15 protein-coding genes and 1 tRNA gene are annotated in these 15,318 nt (G+C 42.7%); 9 read left to right on the forward strand and 7 right to left on the reverse strand.

Annotated features, from left to right (window positions below):
* Nucleotides 1–96 precede the first annotated feature (96 nt).
* Nucleotides 97–1,659, reverse strand: coding sequence for a gluconokinase (gene gntK, locus GM612_RS04785; protein ID WP_155431239.1), 1,563 nt, complete (start codon nt 1,657–1,659; stop codon nt 97–99).
* A gap of 342 nt (nt 1,660–2,001) precedes the next feature.
* On the opposite strand from gntK, the gene GM612_RS04790 reads away from it, so the two are divergent.
* Both GM612_RS04790 and GM612_RS04795 read left to right on the forward strand, forming a co-directional pair.
* Nucleotides 2,002–2,850, forward strand: a complete 849-nt coding sequence (locus tag GM612_RS04790; protein ID WP_246147564.1) for a MurR/RpiR family transcriptional regulator — start codon at nt 2,002–2,004, stop codon at nt 2,848–2,850.
* Between the two features lie 76 nt (nt 2,851–2,926).
* Nucleotides 2,927–3,694 (forward strand): GH25 family lysozyme, encoded by a 768-nt coding sequence (locus GM612_RS04795; protein ID WP_155431240.1) that lies wholly within the window; start codon nt 2,927–2,929, stop codon nt 3,692–3,694.
* Nucleotides 3,695–3,793: 99 nt separating this feature from the next.
* Here GM612_RS04795 and GM612_RS04800 read toward each other — a convergent pair whose 3' ends face one another.
* Nucleotides 3,794–4,168, reverse strand: coding sequence for a DUF4828 domain-containing protein (locus tag GM612_RS04800; RefSeq protein ID WP_173021224.1), 375 nt, complete (start codon nt 4,166–4,168; stop codon nt 3,794–3,796).
* A gap of 159 nt (nt 4,169–4,327) precedes the next feature.
* Between GM612_RS04800 and GM612_RS04805 the strand changes: the two genes are divergently transcribed.
* Both GM612_RS04805 and GM612_RS04810 read left to right on the forward strand, forming a co-directional pair.
* Entirely contained in the window at nt 4,328–5,332 is a 1,005-nt protein-coding gene (locus GM612_RS04805; protein ID WP_155431242.1) for a Gfo/Idh/MocA family protein, read from the forward strand.
* A gap of 16 nt (nt 5,333–5,348) precedes the next feature.
* Nucleotides 5,349–6,692, forward strand: coding sequence for a DEAD/DEAH box helicase (locus tag GM612_RS04810; RefSeq protein ID WP_246147565.1), 1,344 nt, complete (start codon nt 5,349–5,351; stop codon nt 6,690–6,692).
* A 204-nt stretch (nt 6,693–6,896) separates the two neighbouring features.
* Here the strand turns inward: GM612_RS04810 and GM612_RS04815 are convergent, their stop codons facing one another.
* Nucleotides 6,897–7,370, reverse strand: a complete 474-nt coding sequence (locus tag GM612_RS04815; protein ID WP_155431243.1) for a hypothetical protein — start codon at nt 7,368–7,370, stop codon at nt 6,897–6,899.
* Between the two features lie 220 nt (nt 7,371–7,590).
* Here GM612_RS04815 and GM612_RS04820 point away from each other — a divergent pair, with 220 nt between their 5' ends.
* The 3 genes from GM612_RS04820 (at nt 7,591) to GM612_RS04830 (ending at nt 9,868) form a co-directional block, all read left to right on the forward strand.
* Entirely contained in the window at nt 7,591–8,049 is a 459-nt protein-coding gene (locus GM612_RS04820; protein ID WP_155431244.1) for a universal stress protein, read from the forward strand.
* Nucleotides 8,050–8,100: 51 nt separating this feature from the next.
* Nucleotides 8,101–8,173, forward strand: a tRNA-Arg gene (locus GM612_RS04825).
* A 600-nt stretch (nt 8,174–8,773) separates the two neighbouring features.
* Complete coding sequence (locus tag GM612_RS04830; protein WP_155431245.1) at nt 8,774–9,868, forward strand: NAD(P)-dependent alcohol dehydrogenase; 1,095 nt, start codon at nt 8,774–8,776, stop codon at nt 9,866–9,868.
* 301 nt (nt 9,869–10,169) lie between these two features.
* Here the strand turns inward: GM612_RS04830 and GM612_RS04835 are convergent, their stop codons facing one another.
* From GM612_RS04835 to GM612_RS04845, 3 genes are all read right to left on the reverse strand, one after another.
* Complete coding sequence (locus tag GM612_RS04835) at nt 10,170–10,619, reverse strand: TM2 domain-containing protein (protein ID WP_155431246.1); 450 nt, start codon at nt 10,617–10,619, stop codon at nt 10,170–10,172.
* A gap of 573 nt (nt 10,620–11,192) precedes the next feature.
* A complete protein-coding gene (locus tag GM612_RS04840) occupies nt 11,193–11,603 on the reverse strand; it encodes a GtrA family protein (protein WP_155431247.1) in 411 nt (136 codons plus the stop codon).
* 15 nt (nt 11,604–11,618) lie between these two features.
* Nucleotides 11,619–12,560 (reverse strand): glycosyltransferase family 2 protein, encoded by a 942-nt coding sequence (locus GM612_RS04845; protein ID WP_155431284.1) that lies wholly within the window; start codon nt 12,558–12,560, stop codon nt 11,619–11,621.
* Between the two features lie 231 nt (nt 12,561–12,791).
* On the opposite strand from GM612_RS04845, the gene wecB reads away from it, so the two are divergent.
* On the forward strand, nt 12,792–13,913 hold the full coding sequence (wecB, locus tag GM612_RS04850; RefSeq protein WP_155431248.1) for a non-hydrolyzing UDP-N-acetylglucosamine 2-epimerase: 1,122 nt from the start codon (nt 12,792–12,794) through the stop codon (nt 13,911–13,913).
* 9 nt (nt 13,914–13,922) lie between these two features.
* Nucleotides 13,923–14,864, forward strand: coding sequence for a YihY/virulence factor BrkB family protein (locus GM612_RS04855; RefSeq protein ID WP_155431249.1), 942 nt, complete (start codon nt 13,923–13,925; stop codon nt 14,862–14,864).
* Here the strand turns inward: GM612_RS04855 and GM612_RS04860 are convergent, their stop codons facing one another.
* Nucleotides 14,865–15,311, reverse strand: a complete 447-nt coding sequence (locus tag GM612_RS04860; protein ID WP_155431250.1) for a flavodoxin — start codon at nt 15,309–15,311, stop codon at nt 14,865–14,867. It lies immediately after the preceding gene.
* Nucleotides 15,312–15,318 lie beyond the last annotated feature (7 nt).

Below are 15,318 nucleotides of genomic sequence, written 5' to 3' on the forward strand. Positions count from 1 at the left end.
TCAAAATAACTTAAGAGACGCAGCCCTAATCGGCGCCTCTGAGCGACAGTAGACAGTAAACCCTTTTTGTATTTTTAAAAAGTGACACGCAAATGATTAAAGATCCTGGGATGCATTCTTTTTCTTTGCATCCATCTTTCGCTGATAATCGGCAATCGCTTTATATTCCGTTTGTAATTGACGGCTTAAACGAATGTAGATTGGAATCAAAGCGCGGTATGCTTCATAGGTATCAGGATTTGGATGATGAACGTTAGTGACGCCAACAAACTTCTTGACCTCACTTAAATCATCGATCAATCCGAGGCTGTACATTCCTAACGTAGCCGCGCCTAAAGCGGTACCTTCGACACTTTCCGGAATGGTCACGTCCTGTTCAAAAATATCAGCTAACATTTGACGCCAAAGCTTTGAACGGGCAAAGCCACCGGTAGCCTGAATGCTAACCGGTTTACCAACGACTTCTTCCAGGGCAATCATGACGGTATAGAGGTTATAAACGATCCCTTCTAGTGCGGCACGAACCATGTGGGCCCGGGTGTGCGTACGAGTCAAGCCGAAGAATGAACCACGGGCGTTTGCATCCCAGATTGGTGCTCGTTCACCACCTAGGAATGGGTGGAAGATCAGGCCATCGGAGCCAGCTGGAACTTTTGAAGCAATCTCAGTCAACAGATCGTAACTATCGATCTTCATTTGTTCAGCCGTGATTTTTTCGGGTGCAAACAACTGATCACGAACCCAACGGAAAACGATACCGCCATTATTGACAGGGCCACCAACGACCCACTTATTAGGTGCTAGGTAGTAACAGAAGACACGACCTTTGGGATCGATCTTGGGCTTATCGGTAACGACTCGAACCGCACCGGAAGTCCCAATGGTGACGGCTACGACTCCGGGATCGATGGCATTGACACCAAGGTTAGCTAGCGGACCATCCGAGGCACCCATCACAAATGGTATGTCTGGGTCAATACCAATAACTCGAGCATAGTCCGGATTCATCCCGGAAATCGTATCAGTCGTGTCAGCCAGTTCAGGTAGTTGTTCACGTTTGACACCTGCTAGTTCCAGCGCCTGATCATCCCAGTCCATCTTGAAGATGTTAAACATGCCAGTTGCGTTGGCGATTGAATAATCTTCCTTCAAAACACCGAATAGTTTGTAAATGACGTATTCTTTGATACCAACAAACCAGCGAGCTTTGTCAAACAGGTCTTTATGCTCGTTACGTAGCCAGATTAACTTAGTAAAGGGAGTCATCGGGTGGATCGGCGTCCCAGTCTTCTCGTAAATTTGTTTTCCAATGCCATTTTCACGGAGTTCATCAGCGTACTTGACGGCTCGATTATCCGCCCAAGTAATGGCACGGGTCATTGGCTTGTGGTTCTCATCGAGTAGGATCAAACTATGCATCGCGGCTGAAAAGGAGACACCCTTCAATTCGCCAGCTTTTAAGTTTGCCTTTCGAAGTACAGTGGTCAACCCGTCGACGATGGCTGAAAAGATCTCCTCGGGATCTTCCTCTGCCATATCTGGCACGTCTTGGTAAAGCGGATACAAATTGTTCGAGTATCCTTGAACTTTACCAGCGTTGTCAAACAAGACGGTTTTCACACTGGTGGTGCCAATGTCCACACCAATCATATAGTCCATTATGTTGACTTCCTTTCTTGGTTTAAACTTGCAATTGCAGTTTATCTGACTTTTAAACCGTTTTCAAGAAATGGCCTCTGAAAACGGAAAATAATCAAGCTGACCTGGTCAATTATATGAAAAAAGTTTTCAAATAACAAGCCTTAATACGCAAATTTATTACAAAGGTTCTCGATATCGGTCTGAATAGCTGGTATAATACGGATTAAGGAACCTGATTAATTGAACGTTGAACCTTAAAAGGTTGGTAAACGCAGCTTAATTTCAAATCAAACATGACTTCTTATTTCATCACCTTAACTCGTATTAAGCAGTTTCTTATCAATAAAGGAGGAAGTATATTTGGCACAGTCAGTAATTGGGAGTATCAGGTCTTATTATCCTAATCTTAGTAAATTACATCAAAAGATCGCCGATTTTGTATTTGCCCAGCCCCAGATGGTCAGTGAGCTGACGATTAATCAGTTAGCTGAAAAAGTGGGGGTCTCGACAGCCTCTATCTCACGTTTTGCTAAAGCGGTTGGCTATTCAAGTTATCGCGAGTTCAGTATGGATCTAGCTAGCGTTTCGACGGATATCACCCAGAGCTCGATTTTTAAAAAAATCGATCCAGAAGATTCCGATGACGTGATGGCTGAAAAAACGTTTCAAGCAATGATTGATGCTTTAATCTCGACTAAGTCGCTGCTGCACAATGATGATCTGGAAACGATTGTTGACCATATTTTGAAGTGCCAGCAGCTAGCTTTCTTTGGCCTCGGTGGCTCTTCTGTGGCGGCACTGGATGGTTACCACAAGTTTTTACGAACTTCCATTAACAGCGAATATTATCCGGATTTTGATGTTCAGTTGATGCAGGCCGCTAAAATGACTGAAAAAGACTGTGCCATTATGATCTCCCATTCGGGTGAAAACCAACAGGCACTGACAGTTTTGAAACAGCTGCAGAATAATCATGTCCCTGTCATCGCCATCACTAGTTATGGCAAGTCTTCATTGGCTCAGCGTGCCGATATGGTGTTACTATCACTGGCTGATCAAATGTCTAGTACGTCAGATGGGATGTACACATTGATTGCTCAGCTAGCGCTGATCGATAGTCTATTCACCATTGTTGCCGTTAAATTGGCCAATAAGACCGAAGCCGTCATGAATCGTGTTCGGGAAGCAATCGGGCGAACAAGAACTTAAAAATTGCTTGCGTTTACCACGCCATTTGCGAAGCATGTTAGAATGGAAGGTAACTATCAGCAGAGGGTGACCGTGTTTGAAACGACGTCGGATTGAACCAATTTATACGAATACCTATCAGCAGTTACGAAATCGTTCCCGGCGATTCCGTTATTTTCTAATTGCCTTGATTTTGATCCTGCTGGTTGGTGGTTGGTTTGGTTACCGGCATTACCAGCAAAATAAGATGCATCAATTTCCAGTTCGTGGCGTTTCACTCACACAGAGCAATGGCTTCGTTGATTTTCAGCAATTGCAACATCAGGGTTACCAGTTTGCGTATTTACGCGCTACTTCTGGTGCTACATACACGGATGACGAGTTTCAAAGTAATTACGACCGCTCACAGGGAACCAACCTTGAGATGGGGGTCTATCACGTCTATAGTTATAGTACGAGCGCCAAAGCTCAGTATCGTAATTTCATTCAGGAAGTTGGTCAGCGTCACGGGCAGTTACCAATCGCCGTTCAGGTCACAACTTACGGTTCTTACACCGCTGATTATTTGAAACGGACTAAAGCTCAGCAACAATTGCAAGCCTTCATTTCACTAATTAAAGATCACTATCAAAAAAGGGTGATCATCTGGTGTAGCCAGCCAGTTTGGCGGGTGTTGGCACAGACACCGTTAGGCCGTGATCAACATTGGCTGCAGGCTTCCCTGTTAAATCGTCAGTCACAAAAAACGCGGTTTATTGAGTACGATGATGGCGCTGCTGTTAAATTAAATGGTCAGTCGCAAACCGTTGCTGCTTCAGTGTTCAATGGCAGTCAAAAGCAGTGGAACGCGTGGGTCACCGAGTAATTGAAACAATAAAAGAGTGGTGGCTGATTCCTTGATTTCAAGGGGTCAGACGCCACTCTCGTCTTTCATACTAAAATCATTGAAATTCCGGGCTAAGCTTTAACTTTCCTTGGCAGGAATAATGTAATAAACAACATCATCAGCTTCATCAAACATTTTAACGGGGGCTTCATCATCTGCCGTAATGGTGATGTGATAACCGTAATGGTCAAGTAAAACGAGTTTGTCAGGTGCCATTGAAACCACCTGAGCAGGAATGGTTCGATGATCGATATTGATTGTTAGATCGGGGCCAATCACTAATGAATGGGTACGAGCCGTTTCTGAATGACGCAGTTTCCAGGAACCAATGAAAATCATTGGCGAACTTTCAGATGATTGCTTCTTTTTTTGATGTCGAGAAGAGTGCCGCGATGAGCGCACAAAGTGTTGCAAAAACGACTGACCCGATTCGAATAGGTTTTTGGCGTTCATTTTGAAACCCTCCTTTATCTCATCTCCTAATAATCTTAACATGTTTGGAATCTAATTCCTCGTTCTTTAACTTAATTTAAAAAATAAATCAGCTAAGAATTATCATTTATCCACGGAACTGCTATCATAAGTATAAAAGCAGAAAAAGGAGCGTTTTTGATGATCAAATTTGGGATTATTGGCACTAATTGGATCACTCAGCAATTTGTCGAGGCGGCGCAAGCCTCCAGACTGTACCAACTGTCAGCTGTTTATTCACGGCACCAGGAAACTGCGGCGGCCTTTAGCGCTAAAAACGGCGGTGCAGACACGTTTACTGATTTGGATGATTTTTTCAAAAATGGTGTCTTCAGTACGGTCTATATTGCCTCTCCAAACAGCCTGCATTTTCAACAAGCCAAACAAGCAATTAACGCCGGCAAGCATATTATCGTGGAGAAGCCAGCCTTTGAAAATCAAGCTGAGATGGAATCAATTCAGGAGCTGTTGAAGCAAAATCCGCAGATTCGCTACTTTGAGGCGGCTAGAAACATTCACACGCCAAACTTTAAAGCCATCCAGGAACAGGTCGAAAAAATGCCCGTCGTTCAGGGGGCAAGTTTAACGTATATGAAATACAGTTCACGGTATGATCAGGTTTTGGCAGGTAAGGAACCAAACGTCTTTTCGCTGCGCTTTGGCGGTGGTGCACTTCAGGATTTGGGTGTCTATCCCCTGTACGACGCGATAACTCTGTTTGGCATGCCCAACGAGTTCAATTATTTCCCAGAATTCATCCAAACTGGTGTTGATGGTAAAGGGGTGGCAATTTTACAGTACGCTGAGTTTAACGTGACCATCAATTTTGGCAAGACTACTAATTCGTATATGACTTCTGAAATCTATGGCTTAAAGGATACGATTGAAATCGATGACGCCGGTGAATTAGGTGAAGTTAGCTACATCGATGCCGATGGTAAGCGGACAAAGATCAGTCAACCGGTAACTGAAAATCCCTTATTGCCAGAAGTTCGTGACTTTGCGCGGGTCATTAATGAACCTGAAAATGTTGAAAACAAGGCTGATTATGAACGTTGGAATGCGCTCAGTGTCCGGGTCAATAAAATGATGTTTAACCTGCGGCAATCTGGTAAAATTGTATTTTACGATGAACGAGACAATTAATAGAAATGAGTGACTAATGATGATCCCTCAATTTAAAAATCGTTTTGAAAAACTTGGCTTTTCAGTCTTATCACCAATTCAAGAGGCCGTTTACGAACCGTTGAAAAATGGCGATAGTGTGCTTGGACTGGCGCCAACTGGATCGGGGAAAACGCTCGGTTTTGTCGTTCCTATACTGGAACGGCTAGAGCCGGAGCAGGGAATTCAAGCAATAATCATTGCGCCTTCACAGGAATTAGCGATGCAATTGACAGGCGTGACACGTAGTTTTGCAACGCTTGTCAATCTAAAGGTGACCTCAGTTACGGGCGGTGCGAACGTCAAACGACAACTGGAACAGTTGAAAAAGCATCCAGAAGTGGTTATTGGCACCCCTGGCAGACTATTGAACCTGATTGAAGACCGAAAGTTGAAGACGCATAACGTCCAAACCGTCATCGTTGATGAGGCAGATGATCTGCTGGACGGCGAAACGTTTGATACAGTCCGGACGATTCTCCAAAACGTTCCTGCTGAAGTGCAGTTAGGCTTCTTTTCAGCCACTGAGACACCAATTTTATCCGACCTGCAAAAATGGTTTGGAATGCCAGTACGACGAATCGATGTCCGTGCCAAAGATCATACGCAAGGCGAAGTTCGGCACGGCTTAATGGAGGTTTCCAATGCCAAAAAAGCGAGCCTGCTGGGTCGGTTGTCATCCGTTAAGCAGTTCAAAGGACTGGTCTTTTTCAACCATGTTGGTGCTTTGCAACAAACGAAAAGTACTTTGACACACCACCACGTGCCGGTTGCAGTATTAACGGCTGATCAACGTCAAACTGAGCGTCAAAAAGCCCTGACTGACTTTCGGTTAGGTAGGGTCAAGCTGTTATTATCAACGGATGTTGCTGCACGCGGTTTGGACATCGCAAAGTTACCAGCAGTGGTTAACTTTGATCTACCTGAAACGGCAAATATTTATACTCACCGTGTTGGTCGAACCGGTCGAATGGGTGAGCCAGGGCAAGTCATTAACTTTGGCGATGACCATGATTTGCGGGATTTAAAACGATTGTTGAAAGATACTGACTACCAACTGGTGCCAGTTTATTACCAAGACCATCAAATCACCACTTCCTTGAAAGCAGAAACAACGCAACCGGTTGATGCTGACCAAGTTGCAATACCGGAAGCAAAGACTGCGGGTCAGGCCAGGGGGTCAATTGATGCCCCGACAGAAGCCACCCGTCAACCAAGAGTTAAGGCGTCATTGCCAGCACCAACGAGAAAGAAAAAGGGTCACCATAAACACTTGAAACGCAAGGGTATGCGGCATAAGCATATTAAAGAAGCAGAGCAAAATGACCACATGAGTGATTAACTTTAACGACAAAAATAGCGGTGCCAGACAAATCTTCAATTTGAAAATTTGTCTGGCACCGCTATTGATTATTTGGCAATTTGATTTGAACTTGACCTAAAACATGCGAGCTGACTACACCAAAATTAGGCCTTTCAACCGACAGTCTTCAGTCACTTTGCTTAGCCATTATTAAAGCACCGAAATCACTTTACCAAACTAGACTCAATGATTATGTTGCAAATCCTCTAGAAATTTAGCAACAAGATCCAGTTCCTCTGGTGAATACTTTGAAACCAAGGCTGCGTGCTGTTTGTCAAGCAGAGCGGTTAACTCGCCTTGCACAGCGACTACTTTTTTTCCGGTTCTCGTTAGTTGGTAAGATGGTGTGTCAGTATTGGCATTTGTTTTAGCCACGAAACCTAAGCGCGACAGCTTGTTTAAATTCTTAGCAATGACCCCAAAGCTAAGGTCAAGTGCCGCAACTAATTGCGGTTCTGAAACCGGTGCAAGTGCACCCACTTTTTGAAGTAACTTTAAGCTGAGCGTGGACAATTGGGAAATAGCGTATTGCAGATCATGGTTAGGAATGTGCAACTGGAGCCACTGACGTTCGAAGTTATTGTCCTGAGCCCGGGTATTAATGATATCGATCAACGAGTTTTCAATGTGGTTTTTATAAAAAGCTAATTTGTCCAAAATTTATCCCTCAATTTCTTTCAAATGCACTATATCATAAATCGATTCATTGCGGAAGCTGTTTCTCCAGGTCGGGTTAAAAGACTTGCTCAGTAAGTTAATTTTACGCCTTAGTTAACTTAATCGTTCAGCTTTCTGAGTGCACAAAAAGCTTGAAACCGATATCAAAATGCTCCACAATATAAGTGAATCATTATTCCTCAGAAAAGGGTTGATTAAAATGTATGATCACATTGTTGTACCGCTTGATGGTAGTCACAATTCAAAATTAGCACTTTCTGAAGCGCTTAAACTTGTGAAACAGTTTAACGCTGAGTTAACACTGGTGCACGTTGCGGATGATAAACGTCTGATTTACCAAGTCACAGGAACTGGAATTGCCAATACTGGTGGCTATTATCAGGAATTGACTGACCGCGCAAATTCGATTTTAAACGAGGGCAAAAAAATTGCTGCAGACGCCGGAATCGACGTTAAAACGGAGATCTTACATGGCAATCCTAAACAGGTGCTAGCGGTTAATTATCCAGCTGATCACGATGTTGATTTGATCGTTATGGGTAAGTCTGGAACCGATGCCATTGACCGGTTACTGGTTGGTTCAACCACGGCAGCTGTGGTTAGGAACGCTTTAACGAACGTTTTAGTGATTGCTGAACCAACGAGTGGTAACGTCTAAACAGGCTTTACAACCCGCAGGATTCATGAGAAAATGTTCAGTGTGCTTTTTGGCCCCATAGCACAACTGGATAGGGCACCCGCCTCCTAAGCGGCTGATCCCGGTTCGAGTCCGGGTGGGGTCATTAAATGTCATTTTTAAAATACTTTTATCCCTCTGGATCTTTGATTTGGAGGGCTTTTTGAATGACAGAAAGCGTAGTAGGATGAAAAATTGATGCACTTTGGTTTTTTATGTTCAGTTTTGTGCAAAGTACCATACATAGCAAAAAGAGCAGCTGACTCTTCACTGTTTCCCGTGTTTTATTTTTTAAAAATTTAGCTGTAGATTTGAATCCTGGGCGGGCTAAAGAGACGTAACGTAGATTAAAATGGCCCTATAGATTGAGTAGTATACTTTAAACGGTGGACGACGATGTTTTTTAGCCCAAACCGTTTTGAGTCAAGAATTATCTTATTGTCATTAGCACCATCTGATACTTTTTGTGTTGATTTAGAAAGATGACATTAAATGACAAAGAAGATTCAAAAACCCACATGTCAGTTAGTTAAATTCTAACTAGCGTATCTATTTTAAATTGCGTCTTAGAGTTTTGACGTCTTATTTATTAACCACAATTTTGGTTAACATTATTTGATTGTGAAAAAGTTGCAAGTGAGTCGAAATTTCTGATAGAATAAATTGATGAGAATTTGCATTGTTTTCACAAGAAAGGATGTTTGCTTTGAAGATTAAAACAGCAGTTGCTCAATCTAAAGGTGAAGATATTAAGATTCAAGATGCGATTTTGGACGAACCAAAAGCCAATGAAGTGCTTGTTAAAATTGTGGCATCTGGTATTTGCCACACTGATGCTGCAGGCCGGGATAGCGGTATGACCCCTTACCCTGTTGCTCTTGGACATGAAGGAGCTGGAATTGTTGAAAAGATTGGTAGTAGCGTAACCACAGTTAGACCTGGTGATCACGTGGTATTATCATTTCCATATTGTGGTCACTGTCAGAACTGTTTGAACGGACACCCAGCTAACTGTTTTCGGTCAGGTGAGCTATGCTTTGCAGGTCATAACTATGACCGGACACATCGTATTCACTCAACTGATGACCAGGATATTTCAGTGTTCTTTGGTCAGTCTTCATTTTCGACTTACTCGGTTGCTGATGAGCACGGCGTGGTTAAAGTTGATAAGAATGTTGACTTGAATTTACTTGGGCCTCTGGGATGTGGCTTCCAAACTGGTGCAGGAACCGTTTTGAATTTCTTGAAGCCAGAGTTTGCTTCCAATATTGTAATCTTTGGGACAGGGGCTGTTGGCCTGTCAGCTATGATGGCCGCTAAGATTGCTGGCTGTGATCACATCATTGCAGTTGATATTCATGATAATCGGCTTGATATGGCAAAGAATCTTGGCGCAACTGAAACCATTAACAGTGTTACTACAGATGCTGTAGATGCCATTAAGGCGATTGTGCCCGGGGGAGTAGATTATAGTATTGATACTACAGGTGTTAGCAGCGTGATCAAGCAATCTGTAACGGTTCTTAAACCATCTGGTGTGAATGCGTTGTTGGGGATCGCTGGTGACGTCACATACAATATCATGAACGATATTATGGGCGAATCCAAACAGGTTGTTGGGGTCATCGAAGGTGACGCTATTCCACAACTCTTTATTCCAAAATTGATTCGATTCTATCAAAAAGGCGAATTTCCGTTTGATAAACTGGTTAGATTCTATAAATATGAGGACATTAATCAAGCCTTTGCTGATTCGGCGGATGGTAGTGTAATTAAGCCGATTATTAAAATTGCTGAGTAATTTTGTTGGCTGATAATCTAAATCACCAGTGATTTTGAATGGATCTCTAATAATGACCGGGTTCATTATTTTCAATTTTTTTATATGGGATTTTTCAATCCCTAACAAAGTTCGTATAATATCAGACATAGGGCGTAGCACCAACTTTCCTGAAATGTGGTTGTGGGGGGCAAACGAAGGCTACGCTCTTTTGCGTCCAATCAATACAAATAAAAATATCTGCCGTCAATAAGCAAGGACAACTTACCAACAACAGATATTAGAGAACCACTTTGGTTCCGTTTCCCAGTTTCATTCAGCTTTAATAATGAACAGAATTATTGTCATTTCCTGGCGTGTCATTAGGATTGATATTATCGCCAAATGAATTATTAGGCTGAGTTGGCGCTCCCTGCATAAACGTATTTGATTGGAAATTGTTTGGCACTGTTCGCCGGTTTAAAATCTCCTGAGCAGCCTGTTCCTCAACCACATTTTGATTGTTTTGTAACCAGCCGCTGATTAAAAATAAATCCACAATTTCCCAAATCCCGGTGACCAATGTACCAAACCCTAGCGTCAGAACGGTAATTAACGTCATTGCGATAGCAGAACCGGTTTTCCCCATATAATAGCGATGAGCCCCTAAAGTGCCAAGAAATATACACAGAAGGTAAGCTGCTGCTGTTGATTTCTTGCGCTTTTCAACCTCTGAATTAACTAGCATCAGCTCTTGATTGGTGAGCTGACTGAGATAGTATTGATTGTTCATCCTGATTCCCCCAGTATTATTCAGCTTTTAACGTCATCAGTGTCTGGACGATTCTATAGCCCGTGATATTAGTCGGGTCCTTTCAGCTTAACTGTTGAGTTTGTAAATTTCTTAATTTCCTATGTATAACGATGTGATAAGGGTAGTTGGAGGCTACTTACGACTTTCCAATTGTAGTGATAATGAGCCTTATATTCTGCAACGATTGGGCTTTATAGCCAAAGTTTTCCAAGATTATATTTTAATATTTAACATTTTTGTTGATGATAACTTAAGATCTTAAAGTTATACAACTACAAAAACGATCCAAGAGCTTTTCACCAGCTCAGCTTTGAGAATTTCCACTGGCAGCCAAGCTAGCTGCCAGCGCCTAGTCATAATATAAATAGTAACGTAAGAGATTCAATCATTATCCATTTCATATCAGTTATATCCGATAACCTTATTATAAGCTATTAATGAGAAATGAGCGGATTTTTTTATTTTGTCATAATGAAGACAAAGCATGCGCGATCTTCCACCGGTTCGGTAGAGGATCGCGCATGTCTTTTAGCTAATATTCATTTGTTAATACTACTGATGGACTCTGAAAATAAACCATTTGGAGAAGAAGTAGTTTAAAATCACGACGATCACATTATCAATAATTTTGACCAAAAGTGGGTTTCCTGATAACAGAGTGATACCGACGTACATGATCAGCAAGTCGATTGCCAGTGAAGCGAGTCTGAAAGCAAAAAACGAAAATGTTTCTCTCAGAATGGTACCAAGTTTTAATGATTTCGAATTAAAAACCCAAAGTTTATTGGTGATAAAAGCAAACAGTACCGACAGAAACCAGGCAATCACATTTGCAATTTGATAGTTCATTTTCGGTTGCAACAGTGCGAAGACAACGATGTTGATCAACGTTGTTAACCCGCCAAAAAAGAGGTAACTGATGACCGATTGGTACTGTTTAAATAATTTCCAGATGGTGTTCATATTGAATTCCTTAATTTACTTTTTTTCTTTGACAATGTATTTTGGTCGGTGCTTAGATTCCAGATAAATTTTGCCGATATATTCGCCAAGAATACCTAAACTGAACAGTTGAATGCCACCGAGCAGCAAAATAATTGAAACAATGGAAGGCCAGCCTGCAACTGGATCGCCCACCGCTAAGGCTCGGACGAAAACAAAAATGAAGCCCAGAGCAGCGAGAATACAGGAGATACCGCCGATCCAAGTGGCAATTCGAAGTGGGACATCAGAAAAGTCAACGATCCCGTCAATCGCGTAATTGATCAGTTGCATCATTGACCAATGAGAAGTGCCGGCTGCCCGTGGCTGACTTTCATAGGTTAAATAAGTAGTCTTATAACCGACCCACGCAAAGATTCCCTTTGAAAAACGGTTATATTCAGGAAGTGAAGTGACCGTATCAACCATTTCACGAGTCATTAGACGATAGTCACGAGCATTTGGCTCGATGCGAACTTCTGAAATTGCATCGATTACACCATAAAAGCGACTGGATAGGAAGGCCCTAATGCGACCTTGACCACGGCGTTCCTTTTGAATTGTGCCGACACAGTCGTAGCCTTCGTTTTCAATTAAATTAATCATTTTTGGCAGTAATTCAGGCGGATCTTGAAGGTCAACGTCCATAACGGCAACTAGGTCTCCAGTCGACGCATCCAGCCCACAGGCCAGCGCGGATTCCTTTCCAAAATTCCTTGAAAATGACAGGTAATGAACTGTTGCTGGATGTGCCTGCTGCAATTCTTTTAGAATTGGCAACGTTTTATCGCTGGAGCCGTCGTTTACGAAAAGGTACTCAGGCTGGTAGCGTTCAGTGTCCTTATTGATACTCTCGAACACTTTAGCTACTGCATCGTAAAAAATATTGATTGATTGTTCCTCATTATAACAAGGCACAATCAGACTGATGGTACGCATATTATCCAACCTTCCCTTCTTAGGCCTACGTACCATTCTAAAGCAACAATAGCTGATAGCAAAGTAAAATTTAGTTAATTTTTGTTGAAGATATCAGCTAGCAAAATGAAATTTAAGAAATGTTTCAAGATTGTAAAATCGTTCATAAATGTATCTCAAAAACACTTGTTCTGTTACAATAATAAAGTTGAATCAATTAGTAGGAAATTTTAAAATTAGGGAGCATTGCGGATGACTAATCCAATCAGAGTAATGACAGTCTTTGGAACCCGCCCAGAGGCCATTAAGATGGCACCAATTGTGCTGAGAATGCAGCGGGATCAGAAACATTTCACACCGATTACGACAGTCACTGCTCAGCATCGAGAAATGCTGGATCAAGTGTTAGAAATTTTTAAAATTAAACCGGATTATGATCTAAATATTATGAAACCTAATCAGACTCTGGCTGAAATCACTAGCCGAGTCTTGATGCACCTTGACGGTGTGATGGAAGCGGCTAAACCGGATATTGTTTTGGTTCATGGTGATACGACAACCACGTTTGCAGCTAGTGTCAGTGCTTTTTACCACCAGATTCCACTGGGGCACGTTGAAGCAGGGCTACGGACCTGGGATAAGTATTCACCGTACCCAGAGGAGATGAACCGGCAGCTCACTGACATCTTAACCGACTTCTACTTTGCACCTACTCAGTTGAGCCGTCAGAATTTACTGAAACAAAATCATCCTGATCGGCAAATCTTCGTTACCGGCAATACGGCGATTGATGCACTGCAGCAAACGGTTGACGAAAACTATCACCATGCGGTGTTAGACAAAATCAATAAGGATCATCGAATTATTTTGCTGACCATGCACCGGCGTGAAAATCAGGGTGAACCGATGCGTCGGGTTTTCAAAGCTATTCGGCAGGTTGTGGCGAACCATGACGATGTTGAACTGGTCTATCCAGTACACCTAAGTCCAGCTGTTCAAAAGGTTGCAAAGGCCGAACTAGGTGGGGTTGACCGCATCCATTTGATTGAGCCACTAGACGTGGTCGACTTCCACAATTTGGCCGCGCGGAGCTATTTGATCATGACGGATTCTGGTGGTGTTCAAGAAGAGGCGCCTTCGCTAGGAAAGCCGGTCTTGGTTCTTCGCGATGAAACCGAACGACCAGAAGGGGTTGCGGCAGGTACTTTAAAGTTAGTGGGCACGGATCCTAAAGTGGTCACTGAGGCAATGGAAAAGTTACTGACAGACGCAGATGCGTATCGTCAAATGGCAACGGCTCAAAATCCGTATGGTGATGGTCATGCATCGGAAAGAATCTTAAAGGCAATTCAAGATCATCAACAGCAACTGTGAGGTTAAGATATGGAAACGGGAATGAAAGGCTTTTTAAAACAGCTTTGGCAAAGATACTTGAACGCAAATATTACGGATTCAGCAGCCGTCCTGAGCTACTATATGTTACTGGCCATTTTCCCAATTCTCTTGATAGCTGGTAACTTGATTGCCTTCTTACATTTCAATACGAACCGTGTTTTAAGCTACATTGAGCCAATGTTACCTGATGCGGTCTTTCAAACGCTGTCACCAGTGATCCGTTCTTTTTTAGAACAGGGAAGTACGGGGACACTGTCGTTAGGTATTTTGGTGACGATTTGGTCTGCTGGGCGTGCGGTGGCTGCTTTTCAGCGGAGCATTAATCAAGCTTACGGGATTAAAAGGCCGAACGCCATTTTTAGCCGGTTCTTTTCGTTTTTGTTCATTTTAGTCATCATTATCGCGATTGTGGTGATTGGATTGCTGTTTAGTTTAAGTGAATGGCTAGGTAGTATTCTAAAATCTTGGCTCCATATTTCCAATTCATTTACTAATTTTATTGGCAGTATTCGCTGGCCAGTCTCGTTTGTCGGCATTTTCTTCTTAAGTGCGTTACTGTACGCCGTAGTGCCTTCAGCAAAGGTAAAGATTCGCTACATCTGGGTCGGCGCCTTCGTGACTACCACCGGCTGGTTACTGTTAGCGCAGGCTTTCTCAGCTTACATTCGGTACTTTGCCCATAATATTACGGGTTATAAAACCATTGGAACCTTCATTGTTTTATTGATTTGGATGAACATTTCAGGCATGATTTTGCTGTTTGGTGGTGTAATCAATGCTTCCCTGCAGGAGTGGCGCCAAGGCGAGATCGAGCAAAGTGATATGATGCAAAATTTTGTGGATCAGGCTCGCAATAATCGTCATTGGCAGAAACGAAAAAGATCCACTTCTCATCGTAAGAGAAGGGGATCTTCACGTAAAAAAACGTAACTATTTAGCTTGGTCAACTAGCTTTTTAGCAAATGCATCAAGGGTTTTGATGTCGTCATCTTCGGGCTCCAAGTTGATTTTGACATCATCAGCACCCTGGGTGGCACCAGCATCCCGTAAGGCCTTGCTAAAGGCATCCACTGCCACGCAGTAGTCATCTTCATAGAAGACATCACCAGAGCCAGCCACACCATAAATTTTACCGCTCAGGTCTAAGTCTTGAAGGTCATCGTAAAAGTCCATGCCCTCTTCAGGTAGCTCGCCTTCGTCGTACGTGTATGGACAAACCACGCAGATATCGACGTTTTCAAACGAGTCAGCATCGGTTTGTGAAATTTCTGACTCGGTGACGTCGACGCCCAATTTCTGAAATTGTTCAGTGATAATATCAGCAATATCTTCATTATTGCCAGTGATGGTTGCAAACACAACGTGTGCAGTTGCCATTAAAAGT

The sequence above is a fragment of the Secundilactobacillus folii genome, from assembly GCF_009720675.1.
In the GTDB taxonomy this organism is placed as follows: Bacteria; Bacillota; Bacilli; order Lactobacillales; family Lactobacillaceae; genus Secundilactobacillus; species Secundilactobacillus folii.

Excerpts from the sequence above, each read along its gene's own strand:
- GM612_RS04860 (WP_155431250.1), bottom strand. The coding sequence starts at position 15,311 with ATGGCAACTGCACACGTTGTGTTTGCAACCATCACTGGCAATAATGAA.
- GM612_RS04840 (WP_155431247.1), bottom strand. The coding sequence starts at position 11,603 with ATGAACACCATCTGGAAATTATTTAAACAGTACCAATCGGTCATCAGT.
- GM612_RS04845 (WP_155431284.1), bottom strand. The coding sequence starts at position 12,560 with ATGCGTACCATCAGTCTGATTGTGCCTTGTTATAATGAGGAACAATCA.
- GM612_RS04810 (WP_246147565.1), top strand. The coding sequence starts at position 5,349 with ATGATGATCCCTCAATTTAAAAATCGTTTTGAAAAACTTGGCTTTTCA.
- GM612_RS04820 (WP_155431244.1), top strand. The coding sequence starts at position 7,591 with ATGTATGATCACATTGTTGTACCGCTTGATGGTAGTCACAATTCAAAA.
- gntK (WP_155431239.1), bottom strand. The coding sequence starts at position 1,659 with ATGGACTATATGATTGGTGTGGACATTGGCACCACCAGTGTGAAAACC.
- GM612_RS04805 (WP_155431242.1), top strand. The coding sequence starts at position 4,328 with ATGATCAAATTTGGGATTATTGGCACTAATTGGATCACTCAGCAATTT.
- GM612_RS04855 (WP_155431249.1), top strand. The coding sequence starts at position 13,923 with ATGGAAACGGGAATGAAAGGCTTTTTAAAACAGCTTTGGCAAAGATAC.
- GM612_RS04835 (WP_155431246.1), bottom strand. The coding sequence starts at position 10,619 with ATGAACAATCAATACTATCTCAGTCAGCTCACCAATCAAGAGCTGATG.
- GM612_RS04800 (WP_173021224.1), bottom strand. The coding sequence starts at position 4,168 with ATGAACGCCAAAAACCTATTCGAATCGGGTCAGTCGTTTTTGCAACAC.
- wecB (WP_155431248.1), top strand. The coding sequence starts at position 12,792 with ATGACTAATCCAATCAGAGTAATGACAGTCTTTGGAACCCGCCCAGAG.